The 17,977-nt window shown below is 71.2% G+C and carries 19 protein-coding genes; 7 read left to right on the top strand and 12 right to left on the bottom strand.

Going from position 1 to position 17,977, the window contains the following annotated elements:
• The first annotated feature begins 75 nt into the window (after positions 1–75).
• Positions 76–702, top strand: a complete 627-nt coding sequence (locus ACFQV6_RS29150) for a TIGR03085 family metal-binding protein (RefSeq protein WP_378030805.1) — start codon at positions 76–78, stop codon at positions 700–702.
• Positions 703–769: 67 nt separating this feature from the next.
• Positions 770–2,038, top strand: coding sequence for an APC family permease (locus tag ACFQV6_RS29145; RefSeq protein WP_378030804.1), 1,269 nt, complete (start codon positions 770–772; stop codon positions 2,036–2,038).
• Here the strand turns inward: ACFQV6_RS29145 and ACFQV6_RS29140 are convergent.
• Positions 1,919–3,364, bottom strand: coding sequence for a PLP-dependent aminotransferase family protein (locus tag ACFQV6_RS29140; RefSeq protein WP_378030803.1), 1,446 nt, complete (start codon positions 3,362–3,364; stop codon positions 1,919–1,921). The genes ACFQV6_RS29145 and ACFQV6_RS29140 overlap by 120 nt on opposite strands.
• 293 nt (positions 3,365–3,657) lie before the next feature.
• Here ACFQV6_RS29140 and ACFQV6_RS29135 point away from each other — a divergent pair, with 293 nt between their 5' ends.
• Complete coding sequence (locus ACFQV6_RS29135; protein ID WP_378030802.1) at positions 3,658–5,481, top strand: AMP-dependent synthetase/ligase; 1,824 nt, start codon at positions 3,658–3,660, stop codon at positions 5,479–5,481.
• A gap of 338 nt (positions 5,482–5,819) precedes the next feature.
• Here the strand turns inward: ACFQV6_RS29135 and ACFQV6_RS29130 are convergent, their stop codons facing one another.
• Complete coding sequence (locus ACFQV6_RS29130; RefSeq protein WP_378030801.1) at positions 5,820–7,274, bottom strand: PLP-dependent aminotransferase family protein; 1,455 nt, start codon at positions 7,272–7,274, stop codon at positions 5,820–5,822.
• A 58-nt stretch (positions 7,275–7,332) separates the two neighbouring features.
• Between ACFQV6_RS29130 and ACFQV6_RS29125 the strand changes: the two genes are divergently transcribed.
• Together ACFQV6_RS29125 and ACFQV6_RS29120 are read left to right on the top strand one after the other, a co-directional pair.
• The gene (locus ACFQV6_RS29125) at positions 7,333–7,956 is read left to right on the top strand and encodes a YitT family protein (RefSeq protein WP_378030800.1); all 624 of its coding nucleotides are present in this window, start codon (positions 7,333–7,335) and stop codon (positions 7,954–7,956) included.
• An 80-nt stretch (positions 7,957–8,036) separates the two neighbouring features.
• The gene (locus ACFQV6_RS29120) at positions 8,037–8,465 is read left to right on the top strand and encodes a hypothetical protein (RefSeq protein WP_378030799.1); all 429 of its coding nucleotides are present in this window, start codon (positions 8,037–8,039) and stop codon (positions 8,463–8,465) included.
• A gap of 12 nt (positions 8,466–8,477) precedes the next feature.
• On the opposite strand, the gene hisF is transcribed toward ACFQV6_RS29120, so the two are convergent.
• Positions 8,478–9,239, bottom strand: a complete 762-nt coding sequence (gene hisF / locus ACFQV6_RS29115) for an imidazole glycerol phosphate synthase subunit HisF (protein ID WP_378030798.1) — start codon at positions 9,237–9,239, stop codon at positions 8,478–8,480.
• Positions 9,236–10,111, bottom strand: coding sequence for an EamA family transporter (locus ACFQV6_RS29110; protein ID WP_378030797.1), 876 nt, complete (start codon positions 10,109–10,111; stop codon positions 9,236–9,238). The genes hisF and ACFQV6_RS29110 overlap by 4 nt, the downstream gene beginning before the upstream one ends.
• 72 nt (positions 10,112–10,183) lie before the next feature.
• Between ACFQV6_RS29110 and ACFQV6_RS29105 the strand changes: the two genes are divergently transcribed.
• A complete protein-coding gene (locus ACFQV6_RS29105) occupies positions 10,184–11,110 on the top strand; it encodes a LysR substrate-binding domain-containing protein (protein ID WP_378030796.1) in 927 nt (308 codons plus the stop codon).
• Here ACFQV6_RS29105 and priA read toward each other — a convergent pair.
• The 7 genes from priA to hisD are packed head-to-tail and all read right to left on the bottom strand — an operon-like array spanning position 11,062 to position 15,936.
• Positions 11,062–11,781: a bifunctional 1-(5-phosphoribosyl)-5-((5-phosphoribosylamino)methylideneamino)imidazole-4-carboxamide isomerase/phosphoribosylanthranilate isomerase PriA gene (gene priA / locus ACFQV6_RS29100; protein WP_378030795.1), complete on the bottom strand. Its 720-nt coding sequence runs from the start codon at positions 11,779–11,781 to the stop codon at positions 11,062–11,064. The two genes, ACFQV6_RS29105 and priA, sit on opposite strands and share 49 nt — an antisense overlap.
• Positions 11,782–11,808: 27 nt before the next feature.
• The gene (locus ACFQV6_RS29095; protein WP_378030794.1) at positions 11,809–12,126 is read right to left on the bottom strand and encodes a hypothetical protein; all 318 of its coding nucleotides are present in this window, start codon (positions 12,124–12,126) and stop codon (positions 11,809–11,811) included.
• Positions 12,119–12,745 (bottom strand): imidazole glycerol phosphate synthase subunit HisH, encoded by a 627-nt coding sequence (hisH, locus tag ACFQV6_RS29090; RefSeq protein ID WP_378030793.1) that lies wholly within the window; start codon positions 12,743–12,745, stop codon positions 12,119–12,121. Before hisH ends, ACFQV6_RS29095 begins: the two co-directional genes overlap by 8 nt.
• Positions 12,745–12,906, bottom strand: coding sequence for a hypothetical protein (locus tag ACFQV6_RS29085; RefSeq protein ID WP_378030792.1), 162 nt, complete (start codon positions 12,904–12,906; stop codon positions 12,745–12,747). The genes hisH and ACFQV6_RS29085 overlap by 1 nt, the downstream gene beginning before the upstream one ends.
• Positions 12,903–13,514, bottom strand: coding sequence for an imidazoleglycerol-phosphate dehydratase HisB (gene hisB, locus ACFQV6_RS29080; protein WP_378030791.1), 612 nt, complete (start codon positions 13,512–13,514; stop codon positions 12,903–12,905). The genes ACFQV6_RS29085 and hisB overlap by 4 nt, the downstream gene beginning before the upstream one ends.
• Positions 13,511–14,587: a histidinol-phosphate transaminase gene (locus tag ACFQV6_RS29075; RefSeq protein ID WP_378030790.1), complete on the bottom strand. Its 1,077-nt coding sequence runs from the start codon at positions 14,585–14,587 to the stop codon at positions 13,511–13,513. Before ACFQV6_RS29075 ends, hisB begins: the two co-directional genes overlap by 4 nt.
• On the bottom strand, positions 14,584–15,936 hold the full coding sequence (gene hisD / locus ACFQV6_RS29070; RefSeq protein WP_378030789.1) for a histidinol dehydrogenase: 1,353 nt from the start codon (positions 15,934–15,936) through the stop codon (positions 14,584–14,586). Before hisD ends, ACFQV6_RS29075 begins: the two co-directional genes overlap by 4 nt.
• Before the next feature lie 171 nt (positions 15,937–16,107).
• Between hisD and ACFQV6_RS29065 the strand changes: the two genes are divergently transcribed.
• On the top strand, positions 16,108–16,818 hold the full coding sequence (locus ACFQV6_RS29065; RefSeq protein ID WP_378030788.1) for an LON peptidase substrate-binding domain-containing protein: 711 nt from the start codon (positions 16,108–16,110) through the stop codon (positions 16,816–16,818).
• Positions 16,819–16,834: 16 nt separating this feature from the next.
• Here ACFQV6_RS29065 and ACFQV6_RS29060 read toward each other — a convergent pair whose 3' ends face one another.
• A complete protein-coding gene (locus tag ACFQV6_RS29060; RefSeq protein ID WP_378030787.1) occupies positions 16,835–17,974 on the bottom strand; it encodes a hypothetical protein in 1,140 nt (379 codons plus the stop codon).
• Positions 17,975–17,977 lie beyond the last annotated feature (3 nt).

Genomic DNA, 17,977 nt, shown 5'->3' with positions numbered 1-17,977 from the left:
AACCGAGCCTCCGTGCCCCACCTGTTTACATTGTGGCCACGATTACACCGGCCGGGCATCACCTACGATCGACAGATGACCAACTATGCCCGCCGCGAGCGGGAGCTTCTCGCCGATCTGCTGCTCAGCACGGGTCCGGACGCGCCGACGCTCTGCACCGGGTGGACCACGCGGGACCTGGCCGCGCACCTCGTGGTCCGGGACCGCCGGCCGGACTCGGCCGCCGGGATGATCATTCCCCCGCTCGCGGCGTACGGCGAGAAGGTGCGCCTGGCCCGCGCCGCGCTCCCCTACCCGGAGCTGATCGACCAGGTGCGCCGGCCGCCGGTGTGGAGCCCGGTCAGCAATCCGCTGGTCGAGCCGCTGACGAACACGCTCGAGTTCTTCATCCACCACGAGGATGTGCGCCGCGCCGTTCCCGGCTGGGAGCCCCGCGCCCTCGACCAGGAGGAGCAGGCGTCCCTGTGGCGTACGGTGAAGCTGATCTCGCGGACCTCGCTGCGCCGCCTCAAGATCTCCGCGGAGGTGACGGCGACCGGCTTCGCGCCGCTGCGGGCCGGCGACGAGCCGCAGGTGCGGATCTCCGGGGACGCCGGTGAGCTCGCGGTCTTCTTCTTCGGGCGCCAGCGTGCCGCCCGGGTTGAGATCACCGGGGATCCGGCCCTCGCGGAGCGCTTGCGCACAGCCCGCCTCGGTGTCTGAGATTGGCCCATCCGTTCGGGCCGTAATTGGATCGAACCGACCTCCAATCCGGAACTAGGTTCGATCTATGAACCCTCGCTCCGGCCTGTCCGTCGCCCAGGGCACCGCACTCTCCGTCGGCGCCGTCCTGGGCACCGGCCTGATCTCCCTGCCCGCCCTCGCCGCCGACGCCGCGGGCCCGGCCGCCCTGGTCGCCTGGCTCGCCCTGATCATCCTCTCCGCGCCGCTGGCCTGGACCTTCGCGGCCCTCGGCGCCCGTTACCCGGGCGCCGGCGGTGTCTCCACCTACGCCCGGATGGCGTTCGGGCCGCGGATCGCGGCGGCCGTCGGCTGGTGCTTCTACTTCGCGGTACCGCTCGGTGCGCCGGTCGCCGCCGCGTTCACCGGCGGGTACGTGGCGGACGTCGTCGGCGGCGGCCGGACCACCGAGTTCGTCACCTTTCTCGCGCTGATCGGTATCGCGTACGGAATGAACTGGTTCGGTCTTCAGATCTCCGGCCGGGTGCAGCTGGTCCTCACCGCGACCCTCGCGGTCCTGCTCGTGGCCACGGTGATCGCCGCGCTGCCGCACGCCCGCTGGGACAACCTCACGCCGTTCGCACCGCACGGCTGGACCGGCATCGGCGCCGCCGCGGCCATGCTGGTGTGGGGCTTCGCCGGATGGGAGGCGCTCTCCTCCCTCTCCGCCGAGTACCGCAACCCGCGCCGCGACGTGCCGCGGGCCACGCTCGTCGCGGTCGCCGTGGTCGGCGTCCTCTACCTCGCCGTCGCGGCGGTCAGCGTGCTGGCGCTCGGACCCGCCCTGGCCGGCAGCCGCGCACCGCTCTCCGACCTGCTCGCCATCGGCGTCGGTGGCCCGGTCCGCCTGCTGACCGCGATCGCGGCGGTGATCCTCACGCTCGGGGCGATCAACGCGTACTACGCCGGTTCGAGCCGGCTCGGTGCCGCCCTCGCCGCCGAGAAGGCCCTGCCGTCAACGGTGTTCGGCACCCAGCGCCGGTCGCTGACGTTCATCTTCGTGGCGAGCATCGGCTCCGCGCTGCTGCCGCTCGGACTGCACACCGCCACCCTCCTGGTCACCGGCTGCTTCACCCTGGTCTACGTCCTCGGTACGGCCGCCGCGCTCCGCCTGCTCCCGTCCGGCCTGCCTAAGGTGATCGCCGGGGTGGCGTTCGTGGCGGTGGTGGCACTGCTGTGGCTCAACGGCGCACCCGCCCTACTGAGCCTCGGCATCGCGGCGGGCGCCCTGCTCTACCAGGGGCTGCAGGCACGCAAGCCCGTCCTCGATGAGGTCCGGGTCGACAGCGCCGAACCCGAACACCAGTCCTGCTCGTGACGGCGGGCCCTCCGCCGCGTAATCGGCCAGGTTCTCCACGGCCAGCCCCGCCCGCCGGGCCGCTGTCACCACACGCAGCGGGTCGGCGGCGCCGGGGCGCAGCAGCGCCGTCACGTGCAACCCCGCGGCCGACGGGACCACCTCCAGCAACGGCATCCGCTCCAGCTGGGCGACGATGCGGGCGTGCCGGTCGGCGTACGCCCGCCCGGCCCGCCGCACGTGCCGCGCCAGCTGGCCGTCGTCGATGAAACGGGCCAGCGCCGCCTGCACCGCCACCTGCCCGTACCCGTCGCCGATCTGCCGCGCCGCCACCACCGCGGGCCGCAGCCCCGGCGGTACCAGGACGAATCCGGTACGCACCGCGGGCAGCATGCTCTTGGAGAACGTTCCGACGTAGAGCACCCGCCCGGACCGGTCCAGCGTGCGGAGCGGTTCGAGCGGCCGGGCCGAGAACCGGAACTCGCTGTCGTAGTCGTCCTCGACGATCGCCACCCGCCGGTTCCGCGCCCACTCGAGCAGCTCCTGGCGCCGGGCCAGGCTCATCACGCGGCCCAGCGGGAACTGGTGCGACGGCGTCACGTAGACCAGCCGGGTGTTCGGCGGCAACTCCGCGACGACGAGCCCCTCGTCGTCGACGGGTATCCCGGTCACCCGGGCACCGAGCGAGGTGAAGAGCCGGCGGGCCGGTGGATATCCGGGCTCCTCCACCGCGACCACGTCGCCGGGGCGCAGGAACACCCGGCCGATCAGGTCGAGCGCGTGCTGGGTGCCGTTGGTGACGACCACGTCCTCGGCGGTGGTCCGCAGTGAACGGGCGTACCCGAGATAGCGGGCTATCGCGGTACGCAGCGCACTGTGGCCGGAGGGTTCGGCGTACGTACCGGGGCCGTTCGCCCGCAGGCGCAGCTCGGCGACGACCAGCCGCCGCCAGGTGTCGAACGGGAAGAGGTGCGCGTCCGGGATGCCGGTACGGAAGTCGTACCTCGGTGCCGGCTCCTCCCCGCTGGTCCGCAGCGGGGTGAACGTCCAGCCGGAGCGCGGGCGCAGCGGATCGGTCGCCGGTCTCGGCGCCCGGCGGCTGGCGGGCGCCGCCGCGACGAACGTGCCGGCACCGACCCGCGCCGTCAGGTAGCCCTCGGCGGTCAGCCGCTCGTAGGCGCCGGCCACGCTGCCCCGGGAGACACCCAGGTCGGCGGCGAGGACCCGGGTCGCGGGAAGCCGGTGGCCGGAGGGCACCCGGCCGTCCACGATGGCCGCGCGCAACGCCCGGTAGACCGCCGCGGTTTTCTCGCCGGCGCCCGGCTCGATCTCGATGACCAGATCCACGCGACTTATTCTCAGCCTGTTCTCAGCCGGACGGCTGTCCGGTCCCGGCACCCCGGCTGACTAGGATTGAGGTTGCTCGGTTCGTTTTGAACTTTTTTCAACGTGGCGAGGCCGGCAGCACATTGCACCGATCAAGCACATGGCACCGATCAACGGCGCCGCGCCGTCGGGCTCGATGCCAGGTTGAAAAAGGTTCACCAATCAGCACTCTAGCCCTGATGCCGGACGCGCATTACCCTCCGGTAACACTCACGTTACTTAACACCCCGTTCAGGCTGAAGGCGGCGCCCGATATGGCTCTCGAGGTTCCCTACCGGTCAATTCCGGACATGCTCTTCCAGCGCGTGGCGAAAACCCCGGACGCCCGGGCGCTCGCGGCGCCCAACTCAACCGACACCGGCCCCGAGTGGCTCACCTGGCGACAGGTCGGCGAGCGCACCAAGGCGATCGGTGCCGGCCTGCGCGAGCTCGGCATCGGCCTGGAGGACCGGGTCGCGATCCTGTCCAACACCAGGCTCGAGTGGATCCTCGCCGACCTCGGCATCAACGTCGCGGGCGGTGCGGCCACCACGGTCTACCCGACCACCGAGCCCGAGGACACCGCGTTCATCGTGTCCGACTCCGGGTCCAAGGTTCTCATCGCGGAGAACGCGCAGCAGGCACTCAAGATCTCCGGCGCGGCGACCTCGGTGACCAAGGTGGTGCTGATCGACGGCCCCGCCGACGCCGGCGCGACCCCGCCGCAGATCACCCTCGCCGACCTGGAGAGACTCGGCACCGACGCGCTCTCCCGCAACCCGGGCATGATCGACGACGTCGTCGCCCAGCTCGGCCCGGAGAACGTCGCGACCCTGATCTACACCTCCGGCACCACCGGCCGCCCCAAGGGTGTCGTGCTGCTGCACAAGGGCTGGACCTGGGAGGGCGTGGCGCAGGAGAGCCTGGGTCTCTTCTCCCCCGACGACCTGCACTACCTCTGGCTGCCGATGTCGCACGCCTTCGGCAAGACGCTGCTCTGCGGCATCCTGCACGTCGGCGTCCCGACCTACGTCGACGGCCGGGTCGACAAGCTGATCGACCTGCTCGCGGTGATCAAGCCGACGCTGATGTGCGCCCCGCCGCGCATCTTCGAGAAGGTCTACAACAAGACCGTCACCAGCGGTCAGTCCGGCAGCGGCCTCAAGCCCAAGATCTTCAAGTGGGCGGTCGCCACCGGCAAGAAGCGGGTCGCCTTCCAGCAGGCCGGCAAGCCGGTGCCGGCGGGCCTCGCCGTTCAGTACTCGCTCGCTGAGAAACTGGTGTTCAGCAAGCTCCAGGCCAAGCTCGGCGGCAACATCAAGGTGCTGGTCAGCGGCTCGGCAGCGCTCAGCCGGGACATCTCCGAGTTCTTCGCGGCGGCGAACCTGCCGATCCTCGAGGGTTACGGCATGACCGAGGCCTGCGCCGCCAACTTCGTCAACCGTCGCGGCAAGCTCAAAATCGGTACGGTCGGGCAGGCGCTCGGTGACCTCGAGGTGCGCATCGACTCCGACGGTGAGGTGCTGCTGCGGGGGGCGCCGATCATGCGGGGCTACCACAACTCCGCGGACGCCACGGCTGAGGCGTTCACCGAGGACGGCTTCCTGCGTACCGGCGACATCGGCGAGCTCGACAGCGCCGGCTATCTGAAGATCACCGACCGCAAGAAGGACCTGGTCAAGACGTCCGGCGGCAAGTTCATCGCCCCGTCGGCGATCGAGGGCGCCTTCAAGGCCGTCTGCCCGTACACGTCTCAGGCGGTCGTCGTCGGCCAGAACCGCAACTTCGTCACGATGCTGATCGCCCTCGACGAGGAGGCCATCACGACGTGGGCCGCCGCGGGCCCGCTCGCCGGCAAGAGCTACGCGGAGATCGTCGCGGCGAAGGAGACCCACGCGCTGGTCGAGGCCTACATCGCCGAGCTCAACGCCAAGCTGAACCGCTGGGAGACGGTGAAGAAGTTCGTCATCCTCCCCCGCGACCTCAGCATCGAGAACGGCGAGATCACCCCGTCCATGAAGATCAAGCGCCGCAGCGTCGAATCCAACTTCGCCGAGCAGATCGACACGATGTACGCGGGATCCCTCGCCCAGATCTGATCCTCTTCCCCGGCCGGCGCCCCGCTCTCCCGCGGGACGCCGGCCGCGGCATTTCAGCGCATTTCGACTTGGCGCCGTCCTTCACTTCCGCGGGCGACCACCCCGAGCAACCACCCCGAGCAACCACCCCGAGCAGCATGTAGGCGCACACAGTCGACTTGCGTGCGCTTCCACACAGCCCAGGGCAGCAGCAGAAGCCCACGATCGGCTTACGTGTGCGCCCATCCACCCTGAGCGGCACCCGGGCGGCAAGCGGCGCACACGGTGACGCTTCCGTGCGCGCCCGTCCACCTCGAGCGGGGCCGTGGGCGGCAAGCGGCGCGCACTGTGGCGTTTTGTCAGGCGATGACGGCTGGGGAGCGCCACGTCGGGCGGGGCGTGTGGTCGAGATCGTGGCGAACCGAGGCGATCCGCCGGACCGCCTCGCTCAGATCGTCGGCGGCGAGCGTGAAGGGCAGGCGCAGGAAGCGCTCCAGAGTCCCGTCCAACCCGAACCGCGGCCCCGGCGCCAGCCGCACCCCCACATCCTCGGCCGCCCGCGCCAGCGCGCTGGAGATCGGCCCGTCCAGCTCGGCCCACAGCATCACGCCGCCCCCCGGCACGAAGAACCGCCACTCCGGCAGCATCTCCCGCAACGCCGCCACCAGCGCGTCCCGGCGGAAACGCAACTGCGCTCGCCGAGCCGCGACGATCTCCGGGGCGAGGCGCAGCAGGTGGACCGCGACCAGCTGCTCCAGAACCGGACTCGCCATGTCGACACCGACCCGGATGGCGGCGAGCCGTTGCACGAGCGGGGCCGAGGCGCGTACCCAGCCGATCCGCAGGCCGCCCCAGTAGGCCTTGCTCATGCCGCCGATCGAGGTGACGCGGGAGTGCCTGTCGAAGACCGCGACGGGTGGCGGCATGTTGGGGTCGTCGAGGGGCAGGTCGACGAAGGACTCGTCCACGACCAGTTCGGTGCCTGCCGAGTGTGCCGTCGCCACGAGGCGTTCGCGCAGGTCGGCGGGCATCAGGTGGCCTGTCGGATTGTGGAATTCGGGAATGACGTACGTCAGCCTGGGTCTTGTCTGGCGCACCGCGCCCAGCAGCATCTCGCCGTCCCACCCGGTGGCGATGTCCAGGCCGTGCGTGCTGATCCGGGCGCGCCGGGCGGCGAGCGCGGCGAGCGCGTTGGGATAGGTGGGCGTCTCGACCAGGACCGGCGCCCCGGCCGGCACCGAGAGCCGCAACACGAGGTCGAGGGCCTGCTGGGTGCCGCTGGTGATCAGAATCTGCTCGGCGGAGGTGGGCACGCCCCGCGCGGTGTAGTTCTCGGCGACCGCGGCGCGCAGCTCCGCCAGGCCGGTCGGGTGATAGCCGGCGCTGCCCAGGTAACGCGGCAGATCGTCGGCGGCGGCGCGGGCCGCGGGCACGAGCTCGACCGGAGCGGCCGACGCAGCCACTCCCATGTCGATCATGTCGAGGTCGTCGTCGGCGGTCCACAGGCCGGAGGTCGCCACCCGGTGGCCGTGCGGCAGGGTGGTCCAGCTTCCGGCGCCGCGCCGGCTGGTCAGGTGGCCGGTCTCGCGGAGCGCGCGGTACGCCGCCGACACCGTCGTACGGCTGACCGCGAGTGATTCGGCGAGCTCCCGTTCAGCCGGCAGCCGTACGCCGAGAGCCAGCCGCCCATCGGACAGCAAACCCCGCACCGCCCCGGCCAGAGCCGCGTAGTCGGGGCTGCGACGGCGCCCCGGCAGCGCGTGCCACTGCCCCAGCAACCGGGCCAATTGGTCCCCGCGCACCGACGTCGTCATAGCCACCTCCCGAGAATTGGCACTTTAGCACCGGTGAATTGGCATGGAGAGTGGCAGCATGAACCTGTTCCGTCGTGTCCCCCAGCTCTTTGTGGGCCTCATCCTCTACGGCGTCAGCATGGCGCTGATGGTGGAGTCCAACCTCGGCCTCAACCCGTGGGACGTCTTCCACCAGGGCGTTTCCAAGGTCAGTGGGATCACGTTCGGATGGGTCGTGCTGCTGGTCGGTATCCCGGTGCTGTTGCTCTGGATCCCGCTGCGCCAGCGCCCCGGCTTCGGCACGGTGGCCAATCTGGTGGTGGTCGGCTTCGCGGCGGACGCGGCGCTGAGGCTTCTCCCGGCCGGCGAGTCCATGCCCAGCCGGATCGGCTTCCTGGTCGGCGGGATCCTGCTCAACGGCTTCGCGACAGCGCTCTACATCGGCAGCCGGATGGGCCCGGGCCCGCGTGACGGTCTGATGACCGGACTGGCCGGCCGGTTTCCGAGGCTGTCGATCCGGGTGATCCGTACCGGGATCGAGTTGTTCGTGCTGGGGGTGGGTTTCCTGCTGGGTGGCACCGTTGGCATCGGGACCATCGCATATGCCCTGGCCATCGGCCCGCTCGTCCACCTGTTCCTGCCGCCGCTGACCGTACGGGAAAAGGTCTCTGATGTTTCTCCGGAGCCGTCGCCCGCGCACTGATCCGCCGCCCGGGTCACAAGGCAGTGATCATCCGGACACATTCGCTTCCGGGTACGCCGACGGCACGGCATCATGACGATATGGGGGTCGGCGGCTGGCACTGGAACGACGCTTGGATCTTCGTCTCCGCGGTCATCGCCGAGCGACTGGAACGCGATCGGGCGCTGCACGCCGCCCTCCCGGTGACCGGTGCGACCCTTGCCGACCTGCTGGCCGCGGCCGACTTCCTGCACCACAGCGTCCCCAGCCGCGACGAGCTGGAGGAGGCGATCCGCCGCCTCGCCGGTGCCGGGCTGATCACAGTCGAGGACGACATGATCGAGGTCGCCCCGGCCGGTGAGCAGCTGTGGCGGACCCGCCCGTTCAGTGGCCTCTCGTCAGCCGTGATGACCTTGCAATCGCAGCTGAACCGGGCCGCCGAGCCCGGTTACGCCGACTGGTCCCTGGACGAGCCGACCTACGCGGCTGCCGTCCGCGAGTACAGCCACCGGCTCGCAGACGGCAGATAGCGCGGACAGACCTCAGCGGACCGGATTTCCCGCCGCCCGGAGGCTGTCCTTGACCTCACCGATGGTCAGGTCTCCGAAGTGGAACACGCTCGCTGCCAGCACCGCGTCCGCCCCCGCCTCGACCGCCGGCGGGAAGTGCTCCACCGCGCCCGCGCCACCGCTCGCGATCACCGGGATGTCCACCACGGCACGCACGGCCCGGATCAGCTCCAGGTCGAAGCCGGCCTTGGTGCCGTCCGCGTCCATCGAGTTCAGCAGGATCTCACCGGCGCCCAGCTCGGCCACCCGGGCGGCCCACTCGACAGCGTCCAGCCCGGCGCTGCGGCGTCCACCGTGCGTGGTGACCTCCCAGCCGCTCGGCTGGGAATCCGAGCGGCGCACGTCCAGCGAGAGCACGAGCACCTGGTTGCCGAACCGCTCGGCGATCTCGCTGATCAGCTCGGGACGGGCGATCGCCGCCGTGTTCACCCCGACCTTGTCGGCACCGGCGCGCAGGAGCACGTCCACATTCTCCACCGAACGCACGCCGCCGCCGACGGTCAGGGGGATGAAGACCGTCTCAGCGGTACGCCGGACGACGTCGAGCATCGTGCCCCGGTCGTCGGAGGAGGCCGTCACGTCGAGGAAGGTCAGCTCGTCGGCACCCGCCGCGTCGTACGCCGACGCCAGCTCGACGGGGTCGCCCGCATCCCGCAGGTCGACGAAGTTGACGCCTTTCACCACCCGTCCGGCGTCCACGTCCAGGCAGGGGATCACTCGTACCGCGACCGTCATGCCTCAACCCTAACGAGCACGGCCGGGCGTGACCTGACCAGGCCCAGGAGCACGCCGCCGATGACGAGGACCCCGCCGATGACGTCGACCGCGTAGACGGGTTCGCCGAGGACGAGAGCTGCCGAGGCGATGCCGAAGAACGGGACCAGCATGGAGAACGGCGCGACGGTGGCTGCCCCGTACGTCTGCATGAGATATCCCCATCCGGCGAAGCCGGCGAGAGTGGAGATCAGCGCGATGTAGAGCAGCGCCAGGACCGCCTCGGTGTCGATCGCGCGCAGCGCGGCGAGGTCGGCGGCCGGACCGTCGACCACCAGGGTGAGGACGATGAGCGGGCCGGTCGCCAGCGCGCTGACCCAGACCATGAAACGCAGGGCGTCCGGTGGTGAGGCCTTGCGGGTGGCGATGTTGGAGACGCCCCAGGTCGCGGCCGCGGCGACGACGAGCAGGAAGGCAGGCAAATTGGCGCCCATCCGGGTGGCCACCACGAGCACTCCGGCGGTGGCCACGACGAGCCCGGCGATCTGCACCGGGCGCGGGCGCTCCCGCAGGAAGAGGGTCGCGAGGATCATCGTGAAGATCGCCTGGCTCTGCAGGACCAGCGAGCTGAGGCCGGCCGGCATCCCGGCCGCCATCCCGCCGAAGAGCAGCGAGAACTTGACGACGCCGAGCACCAGGGCGACGATCACGACCCATCGCCACGGCACCTGGGGGCGGCCGGCGAACAGCACCGCGGGGAAGGCCGCCAGGCCGAAGCGCAGTGCGGAGAACAGCAGCGGCGGAAAGTGGTCCAGGCCGGCGTCGATGGCGACGAAGTTGACGCCCCAGACGGCCGCCACGGCGACGGCGATGGCTAGGTCACGCGGTCTCATGGCGTTCAGCCTCGCGCCGCCGACCGTTAAGCACCAGCAAAACAACCTACATCCAGGATGTAGCATCGCTACATGATTGACCTGGGCCGGCTGCGGGCCCTGCATGCGGTGGCCAGCTACGGTACGGTGCTCGCCGCGGGCCAGGCCCTGCACTGCACGCCGTCGGCGATCTCCCAGCAGATCTCCAAACTGGAGCGCGAGACGGGCGCCACCCTCGTCGAGAAGGACGGCAGGCGGCTGCGGCTCACCGAGGCCGGCCGCGTCCTCGCCGGTCACGCCGAGCGAGTGCTGGCCGGCGTCGACGAGGCCGAGGCGGCGCTCGCCGCACACCGCGACACGGTCACCGGCCGCCTCACCGTGGCCTCCTTCGCCACCGCGTGCCGCGCCCTGATGCCGTTCGCCCTGCACCGCCTCGCCGCGGCCCACCCGAAACTCAGCATCGGCCTGATCGAGGTCGACCCGCACGAGGGCCTGGAGATGCTCCGCCGCGGCCACGTCGACCTGGCCCTGCTCGACGACTGGCCGGAGGTTGCGCTGCGCTACCCCGAGGGGATCTCCCGGGTGGAGCTGGGCGCCGACCACGCCGACCTGATCGTGCCGAGCGGGCACCGGCTCACCGGCACGACCACGCTGGAGGCGGCCCGCAACGAGCGCTGGATCGCGGTCCGGGCGGGCGAGATCTGCTACGAGCACCTGGTCCGGAGGCTGCCTGGCCTGGTGCCGGACTTCCAGGTCGGCGAGTTCGAGACCCAGCTGACGCTGATCGCGGCCGGGCTGGGGATCGCGCTGCTGCCCCGGCTGGCCCGGCCCGCGCTGCCGGAGGGCGTCCGCCTGGTCAAGGTGACGCCGACACCCACCCGGCGCGTCGTGGTCGCCTGGCGTGACTCGTCAGCGGCCCGGCCCGCCATCCGGGCCGCCGAGGAGGCAGTGCGTGAAGCGTGGCGAAGGAGTCAGGAGAGCACGTCGAGCGCCTCGCGCACGGTGAACGCGCCGGCGTAGAGCGCCTTGCCGGCGATCACACCCTCCACCCCGACCGGCTCCAGAGTGGCGAGCGCGCGCAGGTCGTCCAGGGTGGAGACACCACCGCTGGCGATGATCGGCTTGTCGGTGGCGGCGCAGACCTCCCGCAGCAGCTCCAGGTTCGGGCCGCGCATGGTGCCGTCCTTGGTGATGTCGGTGACGACATACCGCGACGCGCCGGCCTTGTCGAGCCGGGCCAGCACCTCGTAGAGGTCACCGCCGTCGCGGGTCCAGCCGCGGGCCGACAGGGTACGGCCGCGCACGTCCAGCCCGATCGCCACCCGGTCGCCGTACTCGCCGCAGATCCGGTCGCACCACTCCGGGTCCTCCAGGGCGGCCGTGCCGATGTTGACCCGCTGCGCGCCGGTGGCGAGAGCCCGGGTCAGCGACTCGTCGTCGCGGATGCCGCCGGAGAGCTCGACCTTCACGTCGAGGCGGCTCACCACACCGGCGAGCAGTTCCGCGTTGGACCCCCGGCCGAACGCCGCGTCCAGGTCGACCAGGTGGATCCACTCGGCGCCGTCGTTCTGCCAGGCCAGAGCGGCCTCCAGCGGGTCGCCGTAGGCGGTCTCGGAACCGGCGGCGCCCTGCACCAGGCGGACGGCCTGACCGTCGGCGACGTCGACGGCGGGCAGCAGTTGGAGGGTCATCTTTCTCCCTTGGAGAGCGAATCAAGACTAGGCACGGCGGCCGAACACCACGACGACGAGGGCCGGCACCGCGAGGACGAGCATGGCGGTGAGGATGATGCGAAGAGCGAGATCCGGGATCAGCAGCCAGACCGCCGCCACCGCCAGCACCGTGCCGACCACGATGCCGATCCGCTGGCGCAGGCTGCGGTGATAGAGCCGGCCCGACTTGCCGAAGCGCGGTTTCAGCGACGTGACCAGGGCTCGGCGGCGCTGCCTGCGGGCGACCTTCCGGGCCCGCACGGCCTTGTCACGCTCGAGGACGGCGAGCCGTTCGGCCCGGCGCCGCTGACGTTCCTTACTCAAGCCCGGCGACCCAGTTGCTGAGCAGCGCAAACCCCGCGTCCGCCGATTTCTCCGGGTGGAACTGCGCGGCGCTGAGCGCACCCGCTTCGACCACTGCCGCGAACGGCAGATCATGACTCGCGCTCGTCACCTGGGCACCGGCTTGCACCAGCAAATCAAGATCTTGGGCGGCGTACGAGTGGACGAAGTAGAACCGGGATCCGATAGCCAGATCCGCCAGCAACCTCGAACCCCCGGCGACGCTCACCGTGTTCCAGCCCATGTGCGGGATCCGCTCGGCGGAGAGTTTGGTGACCGAGCCGGGCAGCAGCCCGAGGCCCTTGGTCTCCACGCCGTGCTCCACTCCCGAGTCGAACAGGATCTGCATGCCGACGCAGATGCCGAGCACCGGTTTGCCGGCCGCCACCCGATCGGCGATCACCGGGCCGGCACCGAGCTGATCGATTCCGGCCATGCACGCCGCGTAGGCACCGACGCCGGGCACCACGAGCCCGTCCGCGGCAGCCGCCGCCTCCAGGTCGCTGGTCACCGTCACGTCCGCACCGGTACGCGCGACCGCCCGCTCCGCCGAGCGCAGGTTCCCCGACCCGTAGTCGAGGATCACCACGTTCGCACCCACTACGCCTCCCCGGACGGCCACCAGGCGAACCCGCCGGCCGTGGCGAGCAGCGCCAGCACCGCGGTGAGGCCGACGCTGAACTTGGTGGCGTCCGACTTGACCAGCTGGACCACGCCGCCGACCAGGATGCCCGCGAGCGCGAACAGCACCAGGGAGATCACAGCATCCCCTTGGTGGAGGGCAGCGCACCGGCGTTGCGCGGGTCGATCTCGACGGCCTCGCGCAGCGCCCGCGAGAAGGCCTTGAACTGGGCCTCCACCACGTGGTGTGCGTCCGGGTGGCCGCCGGGCCGGCAGGCGCGCAGCACGTCCACGTGCAGGGTCACCTTGGCCGCGTGGCCGAACGCCTCGAAGATGTGGCGGGTCATGCTCGTCGCGTAGACCGGGCCGATGTACGGCGTGAGCAGCGGCTCGTCGTGCACCACATACGGCCGGCCGGACAGGTCGACGGCGGCCCGGACCAGCACCTCGTCCATCGGGATCGTGGCCGACCCGTACCGTCGAATGCCCCGTTTGTCGCCGAGCGCCCTCGAGAAGGCCTCGCCGAGCGCGATCGCGGTGTCCTCCATGGTGTGGTGCGAGTCGATCTCGAGGTCGCCCTCGGTCCGCACCGTGAGGTCGAATCCGCCGTGCTTGGCGAGCTGGTTGAGCATGTGGTCGTAGAAGCCCACACCCGTGCTCAGGTCGCCCTGTCCGGTGCCATCGAGATCGATCTCGATCAGCACCTTGGTCTCGTTGGTCACGCGCTCGATCCGCGCAGAGCGGCTCACGACAGAATCTCCTCGGCGGCGTTCAGGAATGCGGTGGTCTCGGATTCGGTGCCGGCGGTCACCCGCAGCCAGCCGGCCAGGCCCACGTCACGGATCAGCACGCCCCGGTCGAGGAACGCCTGCCACGCGGCCCTCTGATCCCCGCCGGCCTCGAACAGCGCGAAGTTGGCGTCGGAGTCGGCGACCCGCACACCCCTCGCTCGCAGCGTGGCGACGATGCGGTCGCGCTGCACCTTGATCTCCTCGACGCCTGCCAGCAGCGCGGCGCTCTGCGAGATCGCGGCCCGTGCGGCGGCCTGGGTCAGGGCGCTCAAGTGGTACGGCAGGCGCACCAGCTGGACCGCGTCGACCACTGCCGGATCAGCGGCGAGATAGCCCAGCCGCCCGCCGGCGAACCCGAACGCCTTGCTCATGGTCCGGGTCACCACCAGGCGCGGGTGCCCCGGCAGCAGCTCGATCGCGCTGCGGGTGCCGCTGCGGGCATATTCGAAGTACGCCTCGTCGACGAGCACCATGCCCCGCGCCGCACCGAGCACCGCGTCGATCACCGACGGGTCCAGGGCCGTGCCGGTCGGGTTGTTCGGCGAGCAGAGGAAGACCATGTCCGGGTCGTGCTTCTCGATCTCGGCGATCGCCGCCTCCGGACGCAGGCCGAAGTCCGGGTCGCGCAGCGAGCCGATCCAGCGGGTGCCGGTACCGGCCGCAAGCAGCGGGTGCATCGAATAGGACGGGCCGAAGCCCAGCGCCGTCCGCCCCGGCCCGCCGAACGCCTGGAGCAGTTGCTGCTGCACCTCGTTGGAGCCGTTGGCCGCCCACACACCGTGGTGCGTGAGCCCGTGACCCAGGTAGGCGGCGAGGTCGGTGCGCAGGGCGACGGCGTCCCGATCGGGGTAGCGGTTCAGGTCGGCGAGCTCGTCCTGCAGCATCTTCGCCATGGCCTCGACCACCACCTCGGGCACCGCGAACGCGTGCTCGTTGGTGTTCAGCCGGACCGCGACGTCGAGTTGCGGTGCGCCGTAGGGCGTCTGGCCGCGCAGGTCGTCCCGGATCGGAAGATCGTCGATGGTGGTCATCCGCCGAACCCGTCCAACCGCCCCGCCCGCCACCCTGAATCGGACTGAAAGCGAACTTTTACAGCATCACCGTGTGCGGGCAGATCCTCCGCGTTCGCCAGGGCAACCACGTGGCCCGCGACGTCGCGCAGCGCCTCCTCGGTGTATTCCACGACGTGGATGCCACGCAGGAACGACTGCACCGACAGGCCGGACGAGTGGCGGGCACAGCCGCCGGTGGGCAGCACGTGGTTCGACCCGGCCGCGTAGTCACCGAGTGACACCGGCGCCCAGGCACCCACGAAGATCGCACCGGCGTTGCGGACCCGCATGGCCCACTCCCGCGCGTTCCGCGTCTGGATCTCCAGGTGCTCCGCGGCATAGGCGTCGACGACAGCGAGACCCTGCTCCAGGTCGTCGACGAGCACGACACCCGACTGGTCGCCGGTCAGCGCGGTGCGCACCCGCTCCTCGTGCCGGGTGGCCGCGACCTGCTTCTCCAGCTCGATCTCGACCGCCTCGGCGAGCGACTCCGAGTCGGTGACCAGGACGCTCGCGGCGAGCGGGTCGTGCTCGGCCTGGCTGACCAGGTCGGCGGCGACGTGCCGCGGGTCGGCGGTCTCGTCGGCCAGAACGGCGATCTCGGTCGGGCCGGCCTCCGCGTCGATGCCGACGGTGCCGCGCAGCAGCCGCTTGGCCGCGGTGACCCAGATGTTGCCCGGCCCGGTGATGACATCAACCGGCTCGCACCGGTCGGTCTCGTCGGCACCGTCCGACCCATATCCCAGCATCGCGATCGCCTGAGCACCACCGACCGCGTAGACCTCGTCGACGCCGAGCAACGCACAGGCGGCCAGCACCCGCGAATCCGGAAGGCCGTTGTTGGAGGTCTGCGGCGGCGACGCCACGACCAGCCCCTCGACCCCCGCCACCTGGGCGGGCACCACGTTCATGACCACGGTGGACGGGTAGACCGCCAGGCCACCCGGCACGTAGAGACCGACCCGGCGCACCGGGATCCACCGCTCGGTGACCGTGCCGCCGTCCACCACCTGGGTGGTCACGTCGGTGCGCCGCTGGTCGGAGTGCACCGTGCGGGCCCGCTTGATCACCTCGAGCAGCGCGGCACGAACCTCGGGCTCGAGCGTCTCGGCGGCGGCCGCGATCGCCTCGGCCGGCACCCGCAGGCGCTCCAGCCGGACACCGTCGAACCGCTCCGTCGCCTCCCGGATCGCGCTGAAACCATGCTGATGCACCGCCTCGACGACCGGGCGGATCCGCTCGACCGCCACGGAGACGTCGAGCTGGGCACGGGGCAGCAGTCCTCGCGGGTCCCGGCGGGAGCCGCGCAGGTCGATCCGATTCAGCACACGCCCAGTCTAGGCGGCCACGGAACCGGGTTATCGACCGCAACTCCCGGGCCCAGGCGTTGAGACGTGAGACACCGTTCCCGGTGATATCGATCATGATCGGCGGACACCCGGCGTACTCGCGCCGCCGCGCCGGGTTGACCAAGGTCAGGCTATGACTAGGCTGAACGCGTGAGCGATCGGCTGCCGGTCTTCCCGCTGAGCACGGTGCTCTTTCCCGGTCTGGTGCTGCCCCTGCACATCTTCGAGGAGCGTTATCGCACCCTCGTGCGGGAGCTGGTGGCGCAGTCGGGTGAGACACCGCACGAGTTCGGCGTGGTCACCCTCAAGCACGGCAGCGAGGTGGCACCCGAGCCGGGCGACGACGACCCGGTCCCGGCGGCCCCGGCGGTGAGCGCCGCCGATCTGTACGACGTCGGCTGCACCGCCGAACTCCGGCACGTCACCGAGCTGCCGGACGGCCGCTTCGACATCATGACGGTCGGCCGGCGGCGGTTCAGCGTCGTCAGCGTGGATCAGGGCTCCGAGCCGTACCTCACCGCGCAGGTCCGCTGGCTGCCCGAGGAAGAGGAGGCTGGCGAGATCGCCCAGCTGCTCGCGCCGCGCGTGCTGACCGCCTTCCGCACCTACCTCGACCTTCTCCGCCCCAACAGCGAGATGCTCGACCAGGTGCCGGACGACCCCACCGTGCTGTCCCATCTGGTCGCCGCCACTGCCCAGCTGACCGTCGAGGAGCGCCAGCTCCTGCTCGCCATGCCCGACACCGCGAGCCGGCTGCGGGCCGAGCTGCGGCTGCTCAACCGGGAGGCGGGCCTGCTCGCCCGGGTACGGGCCGTACCGGTGCCACTCTCCGACCTGGCACGCCCAGCCAGCCCCAACTAGCGCCTTCCCGCGGGGCTCAACTCCGGCCCGGGTTCTCCTCGTCCTGGCGCGCGTTTCCCCCGGTCGTCGGCCCGGTAGCCCAGGCCCCGCCCGCGATGGGCCCGCCCGCGACAGGCCCGCCCGCGATAGGCCCACCTGCGACAGGCCCACCCGCGACAGGCCCGCCCGTGCTGGACCCGCCCTTGTCCGGGGCGGTCTCGGCCGCCTGGTCAGCGGCGGGCTGCTCGTCATCGGCATATCCATGGCCGATGGCCACCGGGACCTCATCATCGTCCCGCGAGGCATCACCGCCCGGATAGGCGTTACCACCCGCTGACGGACCCGTCGCCCACGCACCACCAGCGACCGGCTCCCCCGAGGACCGCCCACCATCCGGCTCCGGCCCCGCGCCGTAGGGCGAGACCGGACCGACATAGGGCGTCCCCTGCGGCACAGGCGCCGGCGCGTCCGGGTCGTACCCCGGGTAGGACGGATAGGCCGGGTAGGCAGGGTAGGCAGGGTAGGCATCCGGATGGTTGGCGCCGTAGCCCGGCTGCGCACCGGGCAGATCCAGGTCCGGGTCGTTGGACCAGCCGGCCAGCAGGGTCAGCACGATAGCCGCGGCGAACGCCGGAACCAGTGTCGGCCCGAGCGAGTGCACCTCGGGCGGCGCGAAGTACGTGGCGCCCTGCGCCGCGGAGTTACGCCACTGCTCGTAATCGCCGCGCCCGATCAGCTCACCGATCGCGGGAGCCACCCAGTGCCCGGCGACGGCACTGCCGGCCACGACGCCGAGCAGCAGGAACGGGCCCCGATCGCGGCGCAGCACCAGCCAGGCCGCGACCGCCGCCAGCACCCCGAAGGCGAGGCCGAGCAGGGTGAACCAGCCGTCGGCAGCGATGTACTGCTCGGGCGAGGGGTCGTTGACCACCACACCGCTGTCGCCGATGTCGATCACCGGTACGCCCGGGGCGAGCCACGCCCAGAGCAGCCCGAAGGGCACACCGAGCGCGCTGATCACCGCCAGAACGCCGGCGGTGACCACCAGGGTCCGGCGCCACGGGCGGCGCTCGCCCTCGAGCCGCCACGGCTGGTCCCGGCCCGGTGCGGGCGCGGCGTCGCCGGGCAGCGGATCAGGCAGGTAGGACGGCCCGGCCGGCTCGTGACTGGGGTGCACCCT

Origin of the sequence: Actinoplanes sp. GCM10030250, from assembly GCF_042666575.1 — a bacterium.
Lineage (GTDB): Bacteria > Actinomycetota > Actinomycetes > Mycobacteriales > Micromonosporaceae > Actinoplanes.
Note: the sequence above shows the minus strand (reverse complement) of the source record. Positions and strands in the feature narration are given on the sequence as shown.

Excerpts from the sequence above, each read along its gene's own strand:
- ACFQV6_RS29145 (WP_378030804.1), top strand. The coding sequence starts at position 770 with ATGAACCCTCGCTCCGGCCTGTCCGTCGCCCAGGGCACCGCACTCTCC.
- ACFQV6_RS29130 (WP_378030801.1), bottom strand. The coding sequence starts at position 7,274 with ATGACGACGTCGGTGCGCGGGGACCAATTGGCCCGGTTGCTGGGGCAG.
- ACFQV6_RS29125 (WP_378030800.1), top strand. The coding sequence starts at position 7,333 with ATGAACCTGTTCCGTCGTGTCCCCCAGCTCTTTGTGGGCCTCATCCTC.
- ACFQV6_RS29135 (WP_378030802.1), top strand. The coding sequence starts at position 3,658 with ATGGCTCTCGAGGTTCCCTACCGGTCAATTCCGGACATGCTCTTCCAG.
- ACFQV6_RS29075 (WP_378030790.1), bottom strand. The coding sequence starts at position 14,587 with ATGACCACCATCGACGATCTTCCGATCCGGGACGACCTGCGCGGCCAG.
- ACFQV6_RS29120 (WP_378030799.1), top strand. The coding sequence starts at position 8,037 with ATGGGGGTCGGCGGCTGGCACTGGAACGACGCTTGGATCTTCGTCTCC.
- ACFQV6_RS29105 (WP_378030796.1), top strand. The coding sequence starts at position 10,184 with ATGATTGACCTGGGCCGGCTGCGGGCCCTGCATGCGGTGGCCAGCTAC.
- priA (WP_378030795.1), bottom strand. The coding sequence starts at position 11,781 with ATGACCCTCCAACTGCTGCCCGCCGTCGACGTCGCCGACGGTCAGGCC.
- ACFQV6_RS29110 (WP_378030797.1), bottom strand. The coding sequence starts at position 10,111 with ATGAGACCGCGTGACCTAGCCATCGCCGTCGCCGTGGCGGCCGTCTGG.
- ACFQV6_RS29150 (WP_378030805.1), top strand. The coding sequence starts at position 76 with ATGACCAACTATGCCCGCCGCGAGCGGGAGCTTCTCGCCGATCTGCTG.
- hisF (WP_378030798.1), bottom strand. The coding sequence starts at position 9,239 with ATGACGGTCGCGGTACGAGTGATCCCCTGCCTGGACGTGGACGCCGGA.